This is a genomic window from Citrobacter werkmanii, assembly GCF_008693645.1.
In the GTDB taxonomy this organism is placed as follows: Bacteria; Pseudomonadota; Gammaproteobacteria; order Enterobacterales; family Enterobacteriaceae; genus Citrobacter; species Citrobacter werkmanii.
The window spans coordinates 1,160,018-1,172,859 of the sequence record NZ_CP044101.1 but is presented as its reverse complement, the minus strand read 5'-3'; the positions used below and the strand labels follow the sequence as shown (position 1 = coordinate 1,172,859).

Annotated in this window: 11 protein-coding genes and 1 pseudogene; 6 read left to right on the top strand and 6 right to left on the bottom strand. The window is 53.1% G+C overall.

Going from position 1 to position 12,842, the window contains the following annotated elements; translation table 11 throughout:
• The first annotated feature begins 143 nt into the window (after nucleotides 1-143).
• The 3 genes from glnD to FOB24_RS06195 all read left to right on the top strand — a co-directional run bounded on the left by glnD (nucleotide 144) and on the right by FOB24_RS06195 (nucleotide 4,168).
• On the top strand, nucleotides 144-2,816 hold the full coding sequence (gene glnD / locus FOB24_RS06205; protein ID WP_085048277.1) for a bifunctional uridylyltransferase/uridylyl-removing protein GlnD: 2,673 nt from the start codon (nucleotides 144-146) through the stop codon (nucleotides 2,814-2,816).
• Nucleotides 2,817-2,847: 31 nt separating this feature from the next.
• Complete coding sequence (gene dapD / locus FOB24_RS06200) at nucleotides 2,848-3,672, top strand: 2,3,4,5-tetrahydropyridine-2,6-dicarboxylate N-succinyltransferase (RefSeq protein ID WP_006686779.1); 825 nt, start codon at nucleotides 2,848-2,850, stop codon at nucleotides 3,670-3,672.
• A 109-nt stretch (nucleotides 3,673-3,781) separates the two neighbouring features.
• Nucleotides 3,782-4,168 carry a DUF3461 family protein gene (locus FOB24_RS06195; RefSeq protein WP_003018562.1) on the top strand — a complete coding sequence of 129 codons (387 nt, stop codon included), beginning with the start codon at nucleotides 3,782-3,784 and terminating at the stop codon, nucleotides 4,166-4,168.
• Between the two features lie 83 nt (nucleotides 4,169-4,251).
• Here FOB24_RS06195 and cdaR read toward each other — a convergent pair whose 3' ends face one another.
• From cdaR to dgt, 3 genes are all read right to left on the bottom strand, one after another.
• Nucleotides 4,252-5,409 (bottom strand): DNA-binding transcriptional regulator CdaR, encoded by a 1,158-nt coding sequence (gene cdaR, locus FOB24_RS06190; protein ID WP_038637395.1) that lies wholly within the window; start codon nucleotides 5,407-5,409, stop codon nucleotides 4,252-4,254.
• Between the two features lie 147 nt (nucleotides 5,410-5,556).
• Nucleotides 5,557-6,990, bottom strand: coding sequence for a serine endoprotease DegP (gene degP / locus FOB24_RS06185; RefSeq protein WP_005132129.1), 1,434 nt, complete (start codon nucleotides 6,988-6,990; stop codon nucleotides 5,557-5,559).
• Between the two features lie 129 nt (nucleotides 6,991-7,119).
• On the bottom strand, nucleotides 7,120-8,637 hold the full coding sequence (gene dgt / locus FOB24_RS06180; protein ID WP_069324023.1) for a dGTPase: 1,518 nt from the start codon (nucleotides 8,635-8,637) through the stop codon (nucleotides 7,120-7,122).
• An 83-nt stretch (nucleotides 8,638-8,720) separates the two neighbouring features.
• On the opposite strand from dgt, the gene mtnN reads away from it, so the two are divergent.
• Genes mtnN through FOB24_RS06165 form a run of 3 tightly spaced genes read left to right on the top strand, consistent with a single transcriptional unit; the run spans nucleotide 8,721 to nucleotide 10,873 of the window.
• Entirely contained in the window at nucleotides 8,721-9,419 is a 699-nt protein-coding gene (gene mtnN / locus FOB24_RS06175) for a 5'-methylthioadenosine/S-adenosylhomocysteine nucleosidase (protein ID WP_038637386.1), read from the top strand.
• Nucleotides 9,412-10,212, top strand: coding sequence for a vitamin B12 ABC transporter substrate-binding protein BtuF (btuF, locus tag FOB24_RS06170; RefSeq protein WP_150344671.1), 801 nt, complete (start codon nucleotides 9,412-9,414; stop codon nucleotides 10,210-10,212). Before mtnN ends, btuF begins: the two co-directional genes overlap by 8 nt.
• A gap of 37 nt (nucleotides 10,213-10,249) precedes the next feature.
• Nucleotides 10,250-10,873, top strand: coding sequence for a TRIC cation channel family protein (locus FOB24_RS06165; protein ID WP_038637378.1), 624 nt, complete (start codon nucleotides 10,250-10,252; stop codon nucleotides 10,871-10,873).
• Nucleotides 10,874-10,992: 119 nt separating this feature from the next.
• On the opposite strand, the gene erpA is transcribed toward FOB24_RS06165, so the two are convergent.
• The 3 genes and pseudogenes from erpA to clcA form a co-directional block, all read right to left on the bottom strand.
• Nucleotides 10,993-11,337, bottom strand: coding sequence for an iron-sulfur cluster insertion protein ErpA (erpA, locus tag FOB24_RS06160; RefSeq protein ID WP_006686771.1), 345 nt, complete (start codon nucleotides 11,335-11,337; stop codon nucleotides 10,993-10,995).
• A pseudogene (gene yadW / locus FOB24_RS24410) lies at nucleotides 11,330-11,395 on the bottom strand (small protein YadW). The gene erpA and the pseudogene yadW overlap by 8 nt, the downstream one beginning before the upstream one ends.
• Nucleotides 11,396-11,418: 23 nt before the next feature.
• The gene (gene clcA / locus FOB24_RS06155) at nucleotides 11,419-12,840 is read right to left on the bottom strand and encodes a H(+)/Cl(-) exchange transporter ClcA (RefSeq protein WP_038637374.1); all 1,422 of its coding nucleotides are present in this window, start codon (nucleotides 12,838-12,840) and stop codon (nucleotides 11,419-11,421) included.
• Between the last annotated feature and the right edge of the window lie 2 nt (nucleotides 12,841-12,842).

The following is a 12,842-nucleotide window of genomic DNA, read 5'->3' as shown; positions in this document are numbered from 1 at the left end:
TGAATCTTCAGGAGCGTACATAAGTACGTGACTGGAGTGAACGAGCGCAGCCAACGTAGAAGCAACTTGAAGGATGAAGAGTAAATACGTAGGCCGGATAAGGCGTTCACGCCATCATCCGGCTTTTTAATGGGTGGCGCATAATGAATACTCTTCCTGAACAGCACGCAAATACAGCCCTCCCCACCCTGCCTGGCCAACCGCAAAACCCCGGAACCTGGCCACAGCACGATCTCAACTGCGCCGGCATTAAAGCGCATATCGACACGTTCCAGCGCTGGTTAGGCGAAGCGTTCGACAGCGGAATTTCCGCTGAACAACTCATTGAGGCCCGTACCGAATTTATTGACCAGTTGCTACAGCGCCTGTGGATTGAAGCCGGTTTTGGCCAAATTGCCGACCTGGCGCTGGTTGCCGTTGGGGGTTACGGGCGTGGCGAACTGCACCCGCTTTCCGATATCGACCTGTTAATCCTCAGCCGTAAAAAGCTCCCTGACGCGCAGGCCGAAAAAGTCGGTGAGCTGTTAACGCTGTTGTGGGACGTGAGGCTGGAAGTGGGCCACAGCGTGCGTACGCTGGAAGAGTGTCTGCTGGAAGGTTTATCAGATTTAACCGTCGCCACCAATCTGATAGAAACACGCCTGCTGATTGGCGACGTGGCGCTGTTTCTCGAGCTACAAAAGCATATTTTTAGCGAAGGTTTCTGGCCGTCCGATAAGTTTTACGCCGCCAAAGTGGAAGAGCAAAATCAACGTCACCAGCGTTATCATGGCACCAGCTACAATCTGGAACCCGATATCAAAAGCAGCCCCGGCGGCCTGCGCGACATCCACACTCTACAATGGGTCGCCCGCCGCCATTTTGGCGCCACGTCGCTGGATGAAATGGTTGGTTTTGGTTTTTTGACGCTGGCGGAGCGTGCCGAGCTGAATGAATGCTTGCATATCCTGTGGCGCATACGCTTTGCTCTGCACCTGATCGTGAGTCGTTACGATAACCGCCTGCTGTTTGATCGTCAGCTCAGCGTAGCCCAACGGCTAAACTACGGCGGTGAGGGCAACGAGCCAATCGAGCGGATGATGAAAGACTATTTCCGCGTTACGCGACGGGTCAGCGAACTGAACCACATGCTGTTGCAGCTGTTCGACGAGGCGATCCTCGCCATGCCCGCCGACGAAAAGCCGCGTCCGATTGATGACGACTTTCAACTGCGTGGCTCCTTGATTGATCTGCGCAGCGATGACCTGTTTATCCGTAAACCCGAAGCGATATTGCGGATGTTTTACATCATGGTGCGTAACAGCGCAATCAGCGGGATTTACTCCACCACGCTGCGCCATCTGCGCCATGCCCGCCGTCATTTAACGCAGCCGTTATGCTACATCCCGGAAGCGCGCTCGCTGTTTCTCAGCATGTTACGCCATCCGGGCGCGGTGAGCCGCGGCCTGCTGCCGATGCATCGCCACAGCGTATTGTGGGCCTATATGCCGCAATGGTCGCATATCGTCGGCCAAATGCAGTTTGACCTGTTTCATGCCTATACGGTAGATGAACACACCATCCGCGTGATGCTCAAGCTGGAAAGTTTTGCCAACGAAGAGACCCGCCAGCGCCATCCGCTGTGTGTGGATCTGTGGCCGCGCCTGCGGCAGCCGGAGCTGATTCTGATTGCCGCTTTGTTCCATGATATCGCCAAAGGCCGCGGTGGCGATCATTCGGTTCTCGGTGCTCAGGACGTACTCAAATTCGCCGAACTGCACGGCCTGAACTCCCGCGAAACACAGCTGATCGTGTGGCTGGTGCGCCAGCATTTACTGATGTCAGTAACCGCTCAACGTCGCGATATTCAGGATCCCGAAGTGATTAAGCAATTCGCCGAAGAAGTGCAAACGGAACACCGCCTGCGCTTTTTGGTGTGCCTGACCGTCGCGGATATTTGCGCCACCAACGAAACGCTGTGGAATAGCTGGAAGCAAAGCCTGCTGCGCGAGCTGTACTTTGCCACGGAAAAACAGCTACGTCGTGGGATGCAAAACACGCCGGATATGCGCGAGCGCGTGCGTCACCATCAGCTTCAGGCGCTGGCGTTATTGCGGATGGATAACATTGATGAAGAAGCGCTACACCATATCTGGTCACGCTGTCGGGCAAACTATTTCGTGCGCCACAGTCCAAATCAACTGGCCTGGCATGCGCGTCATCTCTTACAACATGACCTCAAAGAGCCGCTCATTCTGCTTAGCCCACAGGCAACGCGTGGAGGAACGGAAATCTTTATCTGGAGTCCGGATCGCCCGTATCTGTTTGCCGCCGTTTGCGCCGAGCTGGACCGGCGTAATCTGAGCGTCCACGATGCGCAGATTTTCACCACCCGCGATGGAATGGCGATGGATACGTTCATTGTGCTGGAGCCGGACGGTAGCCCGCTGTCGTCAGACCGACACGAAGCGATCCGCTTCGGGCTGGAACAGGCGATCACTCAGCGTAGCTGGCAACCGCCGCAACCGCGTCGCCAGCCGGCAAAATTACGCCATTTTACCGTCGATACCGAAGTGACTTTTCTGCCGACCCATACCGATCGAAAATCATTCCTCGAGCTTATCGCTCTCGACCAGCCAGGACTGCTGGCGCGGGTCGGGCAGATTTTTGCCGATCTGGGAATTTCGCTGCATGGCGCCCGAATTACAACAATTGGCGAGCGAGTAGAAGATTTATTCATAATCGCCACCGCCGACCGGCGCGCCCTTAATAATGAGCTGCAGCAGGAAGTGCATCAACGGTTGACAGAGGCCCTCAATCCAAACGATAAAGGGTGATGTTTTTATTTATTATGGAAAGAGTTTAACAATGCAGCAGTTACAGAACGTTATTGAATCCGCTTTCGAGCGCCGTGCCGACATTACTCCGGCAAATGTGGATACCGTAACCCGCGAAGCGGTGAATCAGGTTATTTCTTTACTGGATTCCGGTGCTCTGCGCGTCGCAGAAAAGATTGAGGGTCAGTGGGTCACGCATCAGTGGCTGAAAAAAGCGGTCCTGCTCTCTTTTCGTATTAACGATAATCAGGTTATCGATGGTGCGGAAAGCCGTTACTTCGATAAAGTGCCGATGAAATTCGCCGACTATGACGAAGCGCGTTTTCAGAAAGAAGGTTTCCGCGTGGTGCCGCCTGCGGCAGTACGTCAGGGCGCGTTTATCGCCCGTAACACCGTACTGATGCCGTCTTACGTGAACATCGGCGCTTATGTTGATGAAGGTACGATGGTTGATACCTGGGCGACAGTCGGGTCCTGTGCGCAAATCGGTAAAAACGTACACTTGTCCGGCGGCGTTGGCATTGGCGGCGTACTGGAGCCGTTACAGGCTAACCCGACCATCATTGAAGACAACTGCTTCATCGGCGCGCGTTCTGAAGTCGTAGAAGGCGTGATCGTCGAAGAAGGATCCGTTATCTCCATGGGCGTGTACATCGGCCAGAGCACCCGTATTTACGATCGCGAAACGGGCGAAGTACATTATGGCCGCGTTCCGGCGGGCTCCGTTGTCGTCTCCGGCAACCTGCCGTCGAAAGATGGCAAATACAGCCTGTACTGCGCGGTGATAGTGAAGAAGGTTGATGCCAAAACGCGTGGCAAAGTGGGAATCAACGAACTGTTACGCACCATCGACTGACAGCAATTTGAAAAAGCGGGCTAAGCCCGCTTTTTTTACATCTGCGAGTGGCGTAAACAAGGCTTTTCGTTAATTATTCAATGGTTATAGTGAGCTTAAGGGTACCGCTATGTATGACAATCTGAAAAGTCTGGGCATTACTAATCCTGAAGAGATCGATCGTTACAGCCTGCGGCAAGAAGCCAACAACGATATCCTGAAAATCTATTTCCAGAAGGATAAAGGCGAGTTTTTTGCCAAGAGCGTGAAGTTCAAATATCCCCGCCAGCGTAAAACGGTTGTCGCCGATGGCGTCGGCCAGGGTTATAAAGAAGTGCAGGAGATCAGCCCCAACCTGCGCTATGTGATCGATGAACTGGATCAGATCTGCCAGCGCGATCGCAGCGAAGTCGATCTTAAACGTAAGATCCTCGATGATTTACGTCATCTGGAAAGCGTCGTGACCAACAAGATCAGCGAAATTGAAGCCGATCTGGAAAAACTGACGCGTAAATAACCGCGAGTGGATGTATTCGTAGGCCGGGTAAGGCGAAGCCGCCACCCGGCATTTTGCCTGATAAGCGTCGCACCATCAGGCAATCAATGCTGCTCATCTAACTGCAACGCCACATACAGCAGCAGCCTGTCGTCAAAATTCCCCAAATCCAGCCCGGTCAGTTCTGAAATACGATTCAGGCGATACTCCAACGTATTGCGATGAATAAACAAGGCTTTTGAGGTCGCCAGCGGCTGAACGTTATGCCGAAACCATGCCGCTAATGTCCGACGCAGCAAGCCGTTGTTATCCATTGCTTTTAACCGTACCAACGGACGCGCCAGCTCATTGGCCTGCCAGCCGCCGCGCAGACTGTCCAGCAGTACCGGCAGCATCAGATCCTGATAGAAATAGCTTCGGCTTTCCGGCATCCGCTGCTTACCGACCATCATGGTGGTACGCGCCGTACGATACGAACGGGCAATGCTGCCAGGTCCGGTAAAATAGTTGCCGAGCGAGACGCGAAAACGCAGCTGTCCGTTCTCTTTCATCCGGGCAATGAGCTGTTCAACGCGCTTGCGATGATCTTCGGCATCCCAGCGGCCAAACTGATTGAGCGCGGGTTTCAGCACCACCATCTCAGTCAGGGAAACAATCGCAATCAGATTATTACGCTCTGGCGTGGTCAACGCATTCTGTAATTGCTGTAGTTCAGCCATCGCGCTGTCAACACCAAGCTGACCGCTGTCGACTTCGACTACCGCTACCACGCGCGGCTGGTTCAAATCGATGCCTAAACGCTGCGCCCATTCCATTAGCGCTGGGGTATTTTCTTCCGCCTGAATCAGGTTCATCACCAATTCTTCGCGCAGACGGCTGTCCTGGGCTAAAAGATGCATCAGACGCGACTGTTCCAGCATCATTTCGGCGGTCATACATACCAATTCGCCGTATTTGCGCAGATGTTCCGGTTCGCCGGTAAGACCGATAACGCCAACGATTTCGCCGTCAAGACGCAGCGGCAGATTGATCCCCTGTCGCACACCGTGTAAATGCCGTGCGACCGCATCGTCAATATCGACCACCCGCCCCTGAGAAAGCACCAGCAGCGCGCCTTCGTGCAATTCACCAATTCGTTCGCGATCGCCGCTGCCGATTATCCGCCCACGGGCATCCATTACGTTGATATTGGTATCAATGATGCGCATGGTACGCGCCACGATATCCTGCGCCATTTTGGTATCAAGATGCCAGCCAGCCATAAACCCTCCTGTGAGCAGAGCTCAAGCATAAGGAAGATAACAAGCGACAACATTGTGCAAATGCACAAAGCGGAAGAGAGAAGTATGGAGTTGTGGGAGGTATCACAAAAAGAAACCCCTTCCTGTGCAGGAAGGGGTTGAGGGAGATTACTGCATCAACAGATAGATGGAGCTGTCGCCACGCTGAATGTTCAGCGCCAGTACAGCGGGTTTGCTGTCGAGAATTTTGCGCAGTTCGGCGATATTTTTCACCGGTTGCTGGTTAGCACCGATAATCACATCCCCTTTCTTCAGGCCAATCTGTGCAGCCGGAGAATTCGGTTTCACGTCGCTTACCACGACCCCTTTGTCCTGGCCCTTGTTGCTCATATCAGCACCTTCAATGCCTTTGAAGATAGAGCTGGAATCAACCTGGGTCTGGCTGCTCTGCTGCAGTTCCAGATTCACAGTAACAGGCTTACCGTCGCGCAGCAGGCCAAGGTTAATTTTGCTGCCTACCGGCATAGTTCCCACCTGCGCACGCAGTGCGGCAAAGCTGCTGATAGGTTTACCGTTCAGGGAGGTAATCACATCCCCGGCTTTAATACCCGCTTTCGCTGCGGAAGAGTTCGGCATGACCTGGCTGACGAATGCGCCACGCTGGGCGTCAACTTTCATCGCTTTCGCCAGCTCAGAGCTCAGCTCGGTACCCATGATGCCCAGCTCGCCACGTTTAACCTGGCCGAACTCAACCATCTGCGAGGTCAGGTTTTTCACCATGTTGCTTGGGATTGCAAAACCGATCCCGATATTACCGCCGTCCGGCGCGAGGATCGCGGTGTTAATCCCGATCAGCTCACCGTTCAGGTTGACCAGTGCGCCACCGGAGTTGCCCCGGTTGATCGCAGCATCCGTCTGGATAAAGTTCTCGTAGTTTTCCGCATTCAGGCCGCTACGACCCAGCGCAGAAACGATACCGGAGGTCACGGTCTCACCGAGGCCAAACGGGTTGCCAATTGCCACGGTGTAATCACCCACGCGCAGCGCGTCGGAATCCGCCAGCTTAATTGCCGTCAGGTTTTTCGGATCCTGGATCTGGATCAACGCGATATCGGAGCGCGGATCTTTACCCACGATCTTCGCGTCAAACTTACGGCCATCGCTTAGTTGAACCTTAATTACCGTGGCGTTATCCACCACGTGGTTGTTGGTCACAACATACCCTTTCGCAGCATCAATAATTACGCCAGAGCCCAGCGCCATAAATTTTTGCTGCTGGCCGCCGCCGTTGTCAGCGCCCGGTGCGCCGCCCTGGCAGAACGGGGAACTCTGGAACGGAGAACCGTCCTGGCAGAACGGGGAATTATCACCGAAGAACTGCTGGAAATTACGCGGCATGCGCGGCGTATTCACCGTCGTGCTCCCCTCGACGTTAATACTCACCACCGATGGCATCACTTTTTCAAGCATCGGGGCCAGGCTTGGCATCTGTTGGGCGGTCGTTGCTGAAGACGCCGTTTCAGCCGCTGTTGCAGACAAGGGGGACAACGCCAAACCTAAACTCAGAGCCAGTGCACTCATTGCTAATGTGGTTTTTTTCATGTGTTTCGTTCTCGATTAACAGGTAACGCAAAATTGCTGTATACGTCAGAGTCGTTTTATAGCGCTAAGTTCCAGATTTAAGTTTAAGGAAAAAGTAAAATTTTATTGTCGATCTTTACAAATGATTATTTATTGTTCTACTGCCATCAACCGACGATATTCATCCCAGGCATATAAATCTGTCATCCCGCTGATATAATCCTGAATCAAACGGCAGCGGTAATAATATTCCAGAACAGGAAACTCGGCGCAACTAGCCGATATTTTACTGACCGCCTCAACATAAGCAAGGCGATGGCGAGTAGACAACTTCTGAAATAACCGGGACTCGATAGGAAAACGTTTTACTCTTTCATTTTCGACCAGTTCCGTAAAATCTGACTGAGTCATTTTTAATAACGGTTGATAGATTTCCAGCAGCCCGCTTATCACCCGATAGCCTTGTAACTCCAGTTGCTCTACGTCTGGGTGGCTAAAGACATGTTTTATCGCCACATTTTTATAGACGCCCAGCAACTGGCTGAAGCTACTGGCATCTTCTAACAGCGCGTGATTAAAACATCCCTCGAAAATCTGCGGCAAGTTATCGATAAATCGCTGGGCAGCGTACGGCACCAGTTTATTCAATGTATTAACGCGTAAATACATAAAGAACTGATCTTCGGTACTCCGGCTTAATGTATTTGAACGTGATTTCTCCCAGGCGTTCTCTACCACCAGACTGAACAGGGAACCTTTTTCGTGGTGTCCCCACGCCGCATACAGATGCTGATAAAGTTGTTCGACGCTAAAGATTCTTTTCTCAACGGCATCTTCCAGATCGGCCACGCAATAAGAGATATCATCAGCAGCTTCCATAATCCAGGTTAATGGAAAGCGACTGTAAGGCGCTAATGATAATTCTTTACGTAATCTCTCAATATACGATTCTTCGGAAAGATAATAGCCCGGTTTCTTCATTAAATAGTTGTGTGTTGCGGGCGCATTGCCGCGCCACCACGCCGGGCGGGTATATTTCAAAATACCGCCAACCTGCGCCCAGGTAAGATTCATACGCATCAGGGTATGTACCAGACGAATCCCTTGCGCATTACCCTCAAAATGGCACAGGTCCTGTCGCACTTTACGGCGAATATCATTCAGCGACTCTTCGCCCTCGCGCAAACGTAATGCCGCCACCAGGCAACGGTCATCGCTGAGTGGCTGACTTTCCGCATCTGCGGGGTACAGTCGCTGGCGGAACCAGTCATTAATCGCCGCTTCACCAAAGTGACCAAACGGCGGATTGCCAATGTCATGCATCAGGCAGGACATTTCAACAATACTCTCAAACGGTCCCGTCAGTTCATCCAGACCATACTGCTCCAGCAACTTTTGCTCTTTGAGTCGGCTAAGGATCTCTTTCGCGATATAGCGACCAACCTGCTGAACTTCCATTGAGTGCGTCAAACGCGTGCGTACCGCCGCATTACGTTCCAACGGAAAGACCTGGGTCTTTTGTTGCAGTCGGCGAATTGCCGGAGAATTGATAATGCGCCCACGATCGCTTTCGAAAATACGCAGGATCTCGTGCTCAGTCTTCACGCCCTGCGGCGAACGGTAACGACGATGCCAGTTTATTTTTTTTCGGAAATCGATCTGTGCCATGTCCTCTCCCGCCTGAGAAATGCGCTACCCCGTAAGCGCATGATAGACTATGCCCTCAAATCTGGCTTATCGCGAGTAAATCTATGAAAATCGGCATCATTGGTGCAATGGAAGAAGAAGTTACGCTACTGCGTGACAAAATCGAAAACCGTCAGACCATCGCTCTCGGCGGTTGTGAAATTTACACCGGCCAACTGAATGGTACTGAGGTTGCGCTACTGAAATCAGGCATCGGTAAAGTCGCTGCGGCACTGGGCGCTACGTTGCTGCTTGAACGCTGCAAGCCGGACGCCATCATTAATACCGGTTCAGCGGGCGGCCTGGCCTCTACGCTGAAAGTCGGCGATATCGTGGTTTCTGATGAAGCGCGCTATCACGATGCCGACGTCACGGCATTTGGCTATGAATTTGGTCAGCTACCGGGTTGCCCGGCGGGTTTCAAAGCCGATCCTGCGCTGATTGCTGCAGCAGAAGCCTGCATTGCTGAACTGAATCTGAATGCCGTCCGTGGGCTTATCGTCAGCGGAGATGCCTTCATTAATGGCTCTGTCGGCCTGGCTAAAATTAAGCATAACTTCCCGCAGGCGATTGCCGTTGAGATGGAAGCAACCGCGATTGCGCATGTTTGCCACAATTTTAACGTGCCGTTCGTCGTGGTTCGCGCCATTTCTGACGTCGCCGATCAGCAGTCCCATCTCAGCTTTGACGAGTTCCTGGTGGTCGCCGCGAAGCAGTCAAGCCTGATGGTTGAAACGCTGGTACAGAAACTGGCGCATGGCTAAATTACTCTCCAGGGCGCTGGTCGCCCTGCTTTTCACTCTTCCGGCGTTCCTTTACGCCGCACCGCGTGTTGTTACGCTTTCTCCTGCCAATACTGAACTCGCCTTTGCCGCAGGCATTACGCCCGTTGGCGTCAGCAGCTACTCCAATTACCCGCCCGAGGCCCAAAATATTGAAGAGGTCTCAACCTGGCAAGGCATGAATCTGGAACGCATTGTGGCGCTGAAACCGGATTTGGTCGTCGCCTGGCGCGGAGGAAATGCTGAGCGGCAGGTTAATCAGCTAACCGCGCTGGGCATTAAAGTCATTTGGGTGGATGCCGTTACCATTGAGCAGGTCGCCGATGCGCTACGCCAATTGGCGCCATGGAGCCCCAGGCCAGAGCAGGCCAAACAGGCGGCAAAAACATTGCTTGATGAATACGCTTTACTAAAATCTCAGTATGCCAACAAACCGAAAAAACGCGTGTTTCTGCAGTTTGGGGCGAATCCTCTGTTTACCAGTGGAAAAGGCTCCATTCAGCATGAGGTTCTTGAGGTATGCGGCGGAGAAAACATTTTTGCCGGCAGTCGGGTTCCATGGCCGCAGGTTAGCCGTGAACAGGTCCTGGCAAGAGCGCCGCAGGCTATCGTTGCCACCGGTGGTTCCGGCGAAACGCTGAAAATTGAGCAATATTGGGGAAATCAGCTTAAAATCCCGGTTATTACCCTTAATAGTGATTGGTTCGAACGTGCGAGCCCGCGTATTATCCTCGCCGCAAAACAACTCTGCAATGCGCTTTCACAGGTAAATTAGCGCCTGCCCCCACCAGGTTTGTTGTGAGGATTTAAACATGCTCGTCTATTGGCTGGATATTGTCGGTACCGCGGTATTTGCTATCTCTGGCGTATTGCTTGCCGGAAAACTGCGTATGGATCCCTTCGGCGTTCTGGTCTTAGGCGTGGTAACAGCCGTCGGTGGCGGCACGATCCGCGATATGGCGCTGGATAACGGACCGGTTTTTTGGGTTAAGGATCCTACCGATCTGGTGGTGGCGATGATCACCAGCATGCTGACGATCCTGCTGGTGCGTCAGCCCCGACGGTTGCCGAAGTGGATCCTGCCGGTGCTGGATGCCGTTGGTCTGGCGGTATTCGTGGGTATTGGCGTCAACAAAGCTTTTATTGCCGGAACAGGGCCTCTGGTGGCGATTTGTATGGGCGTGATTACCGGCGTTGGCGGTGGGATCATTCGTGACGTATTAGCCCGTGAAGTGCCGATGATTTTGCGCACCGAAATCTACGCTACAGCCTGTATTATCGGCGGGATCGTACATGCGACCGCGTTTTATACCTTTGATGTTTCACTGGAAAACGCCAGTATGATGGGGATGATTGTCACCCTGCTGATTCGGCTGGCCGCCATTCGCTGGCATTTGAAATTGCCGACGTTTGCGCTGGATGATAACGGGCGTTGATATGACGATACAGAACATGTAGGCCGGATAAGGCGTTTACGCCGCCATCCGGCACATTGCCCGGTGGCGCTACACTTACCGGGCCTACAACATCAGACCATCAGTATTACAGACAGCAATCAGATGCTGAAAGAAGAACCACACCCGCAGGTGCTTTTTGCATTCGGGTTAGTCACAACGAAGCGGGAACCTTCCAGACCTTCGGTATAGTCAACCGAACCACCCACCAGATATTGCAGGCTCATCGGATCAACCACCAGACCAACACCTTGTTTCTCAATGGTCATATCACCATCGTTCACCTGATCATCAAAGGTGAAACCATACTGGAAACCGCTGCAACCACCGCCGGTGATATACACGCGTAATTTCAGATTCGGGTTATCTTCATCAGCGATCAGGCTTTTTACTTTATTGGCTGCTGCTTCAGTAAATTGCAGTGGCAGCGCTACGTCATCACTCATATTTTGCTCCAAACGACATTGGCAATTGGGCAAATTATAACCCAATGGTTAAAGCCATTATCTAATACCCTGGTATTTCGTTCAAGTATTCTCGCCAGCGGTAGTCCCCTGACTTTTTGCCGCCTGCTCCGCTTCCTGTTTTGCCAGCGTGCGGGCAAGGATAGTCGAGTATAGCGGCTTTCCGCCCATAAATTGGGCTAATAGTGTTGCGCCAAGACAGGTAATAATCATTGGCAAAATGAGCTGATAGTTATCGGTCATCTCCAGCACCAGCACAATACCGGTGAGCGGCGCCCTTACCGAAGCCGCCAACAAAGCCCCCATTCCGGCAATGGCAAAAGTTCCGGCCTCCAGATGATACTGCGGAAAAGAGGCCGCTGCGGCCATACCGAACGCGGTACCAAGCAGCGTACCCAACGCCAGCATCGGGGCAAAAATCCCGCCAGGCGCGCCGGACGAGAAGCACAGCAGCGTGGTAATCACCCGGGCAATAAAAATAAACAGCAGCAGACCGACGCTAAAATTGCCCGCCGCAGCAATCGGGATCAGGTTAAACCCACCACCCGCTGCTTCAGGTTTAATTAATCCGAGGATCCCGCACAAGCCGCCAATCGCGCCGCCCATGAGCACCCATTTTTTAATCTCACCACCGTGGAAACGCTGGAACATATCCTGGGTACGCAACACCATGGTATTAAACAACGGTCCGACGCAGCCAAAAACAATCCCCAGCACCAGATACAGCCACAGCGTATTCACCGGCGCATTGGAGAGCTTGCCAACTTCAATAATCGGAGCTTCACCATTGAAAACGCGAAACACAATGCTCGACATGATGACGCCGGTAAACACGGCTTTGATCGACACGAGGTTATAGCGAAACTGCGGACGCATCTCTTCAATAATGAACAGGATCCCCGCCAGAGGGGCATTGAACGCCGCCGACAGGCCCGCAGCGGCACCGGTAGCCAGCAGAGTATGCCGCGCTTCGGCGCTGCGCATACGAAAAATATCCAGCACCATACGCCCAATGTTGCCGCCAATCTGCACGGTCGGCCCTTCTCGCCCGAGCACCATCCCAGCGCCCAGCGTGCCCATACCGCCGATAAATTTCACCGGCAGAACGCGCCACCAGCGCACAGGTCGCAATTCCTCCAAAGCGCCTTCAATCTCTGGGATCCCCGAACCGCCCGCTTCCGGCGCAAATTTACGCACCAGAAAATAGCCGACCATCGCCAGCAATGCGGAGAGGATAAACGCCAGCGGCCACAGCAAAATGGCATGGTCCGCAACCTGAGCCAACGCGCCGATGCGCTGATTCTGCACCCAGGTCACCGCTTTCTCAAACGCCACGCCCACTAGTCCCGTCACGGTCCCCACTACCGCGGCCATCAAGAGGATCGCCAACGGCGTTTTGTCTCGTTCCAGGAGTCGACGGATTTGATCCCTGCGGCGTAAACGCACAATTTGTTGTGCTTCAAAAGAGGGAGTGTCAGTCTTCATCA

Coding starts and splice junctions, on each gene's coding strand:
- glnD (WP_085048277.1), top strand. CDS start 144: ATGAATACTCTTCCTGAACAGCACGCAAATACAGCCCTCCCCACCCTG.
- dapD (WP_006686779.1), top strand. CDS start 2,848: ATGCAGCAGTTACAGAACGTTATTGAATCCGCTTTCGAGCGCCGTGCC.
- FOB24_RS06195 (WP_003018562.1), top strand. CDS start 3,782: ATGTATGACAATCTGAAAAGTCTGGGCATTACTAATCCTGAAGAGATC.
- cdaR (WP_038637395.1), bottom strand. CDS start 5,409: ATGGCTGGCTGGCATCTTGATACCAAAATGGCGCAGGATATCGTGGCG.
- degP (WP_005132129.1), bottom strand. CDS start 6,990: ATGAAAAAAACCACATTAGCAATGAGTGCACTGGCTCTGAGTTTAGGT.
- dgt (WP_069324023.1), bottom strand. CDS start 8,637: ATGGCACAGATCGATTTCCGAAAAAAAATAAACTGGCATCGTCGTTAC.
- mtnN (WP_038637386.1), top strand. CDS start 8,721: ATGAAAATCGGCATCATTGGTGCAATGGAAGAAGAAGTTACGCTACTG.
- btuF (WP_150344671.1), top strand. CDS start 9,412: ATGGCTAAATTACTCTCCAGGGCGCTGGTCGCCCTGCTTTTCACTCTT.
- FOB24_RS06165 (WP_038637378.1), top strand. CDS start 10,250: ATGCTCGTCTATTGGCTGGATATTGTCGGTACCGCGGTATTTGCTATC.
- erpA (WP_006686771.1), bottom strand. CDS start 11,337: ATGAGTGATGACGTAGCGCTGCCACTGCAATTTACTGAAGCAGCAGCC.
- clcA (WP_038637374.1), bottom strand. CDS start 12,840: ATGAAGACTGACACTCCCTCTTTTGAAGCACAACAAATTGTGCGTTTA.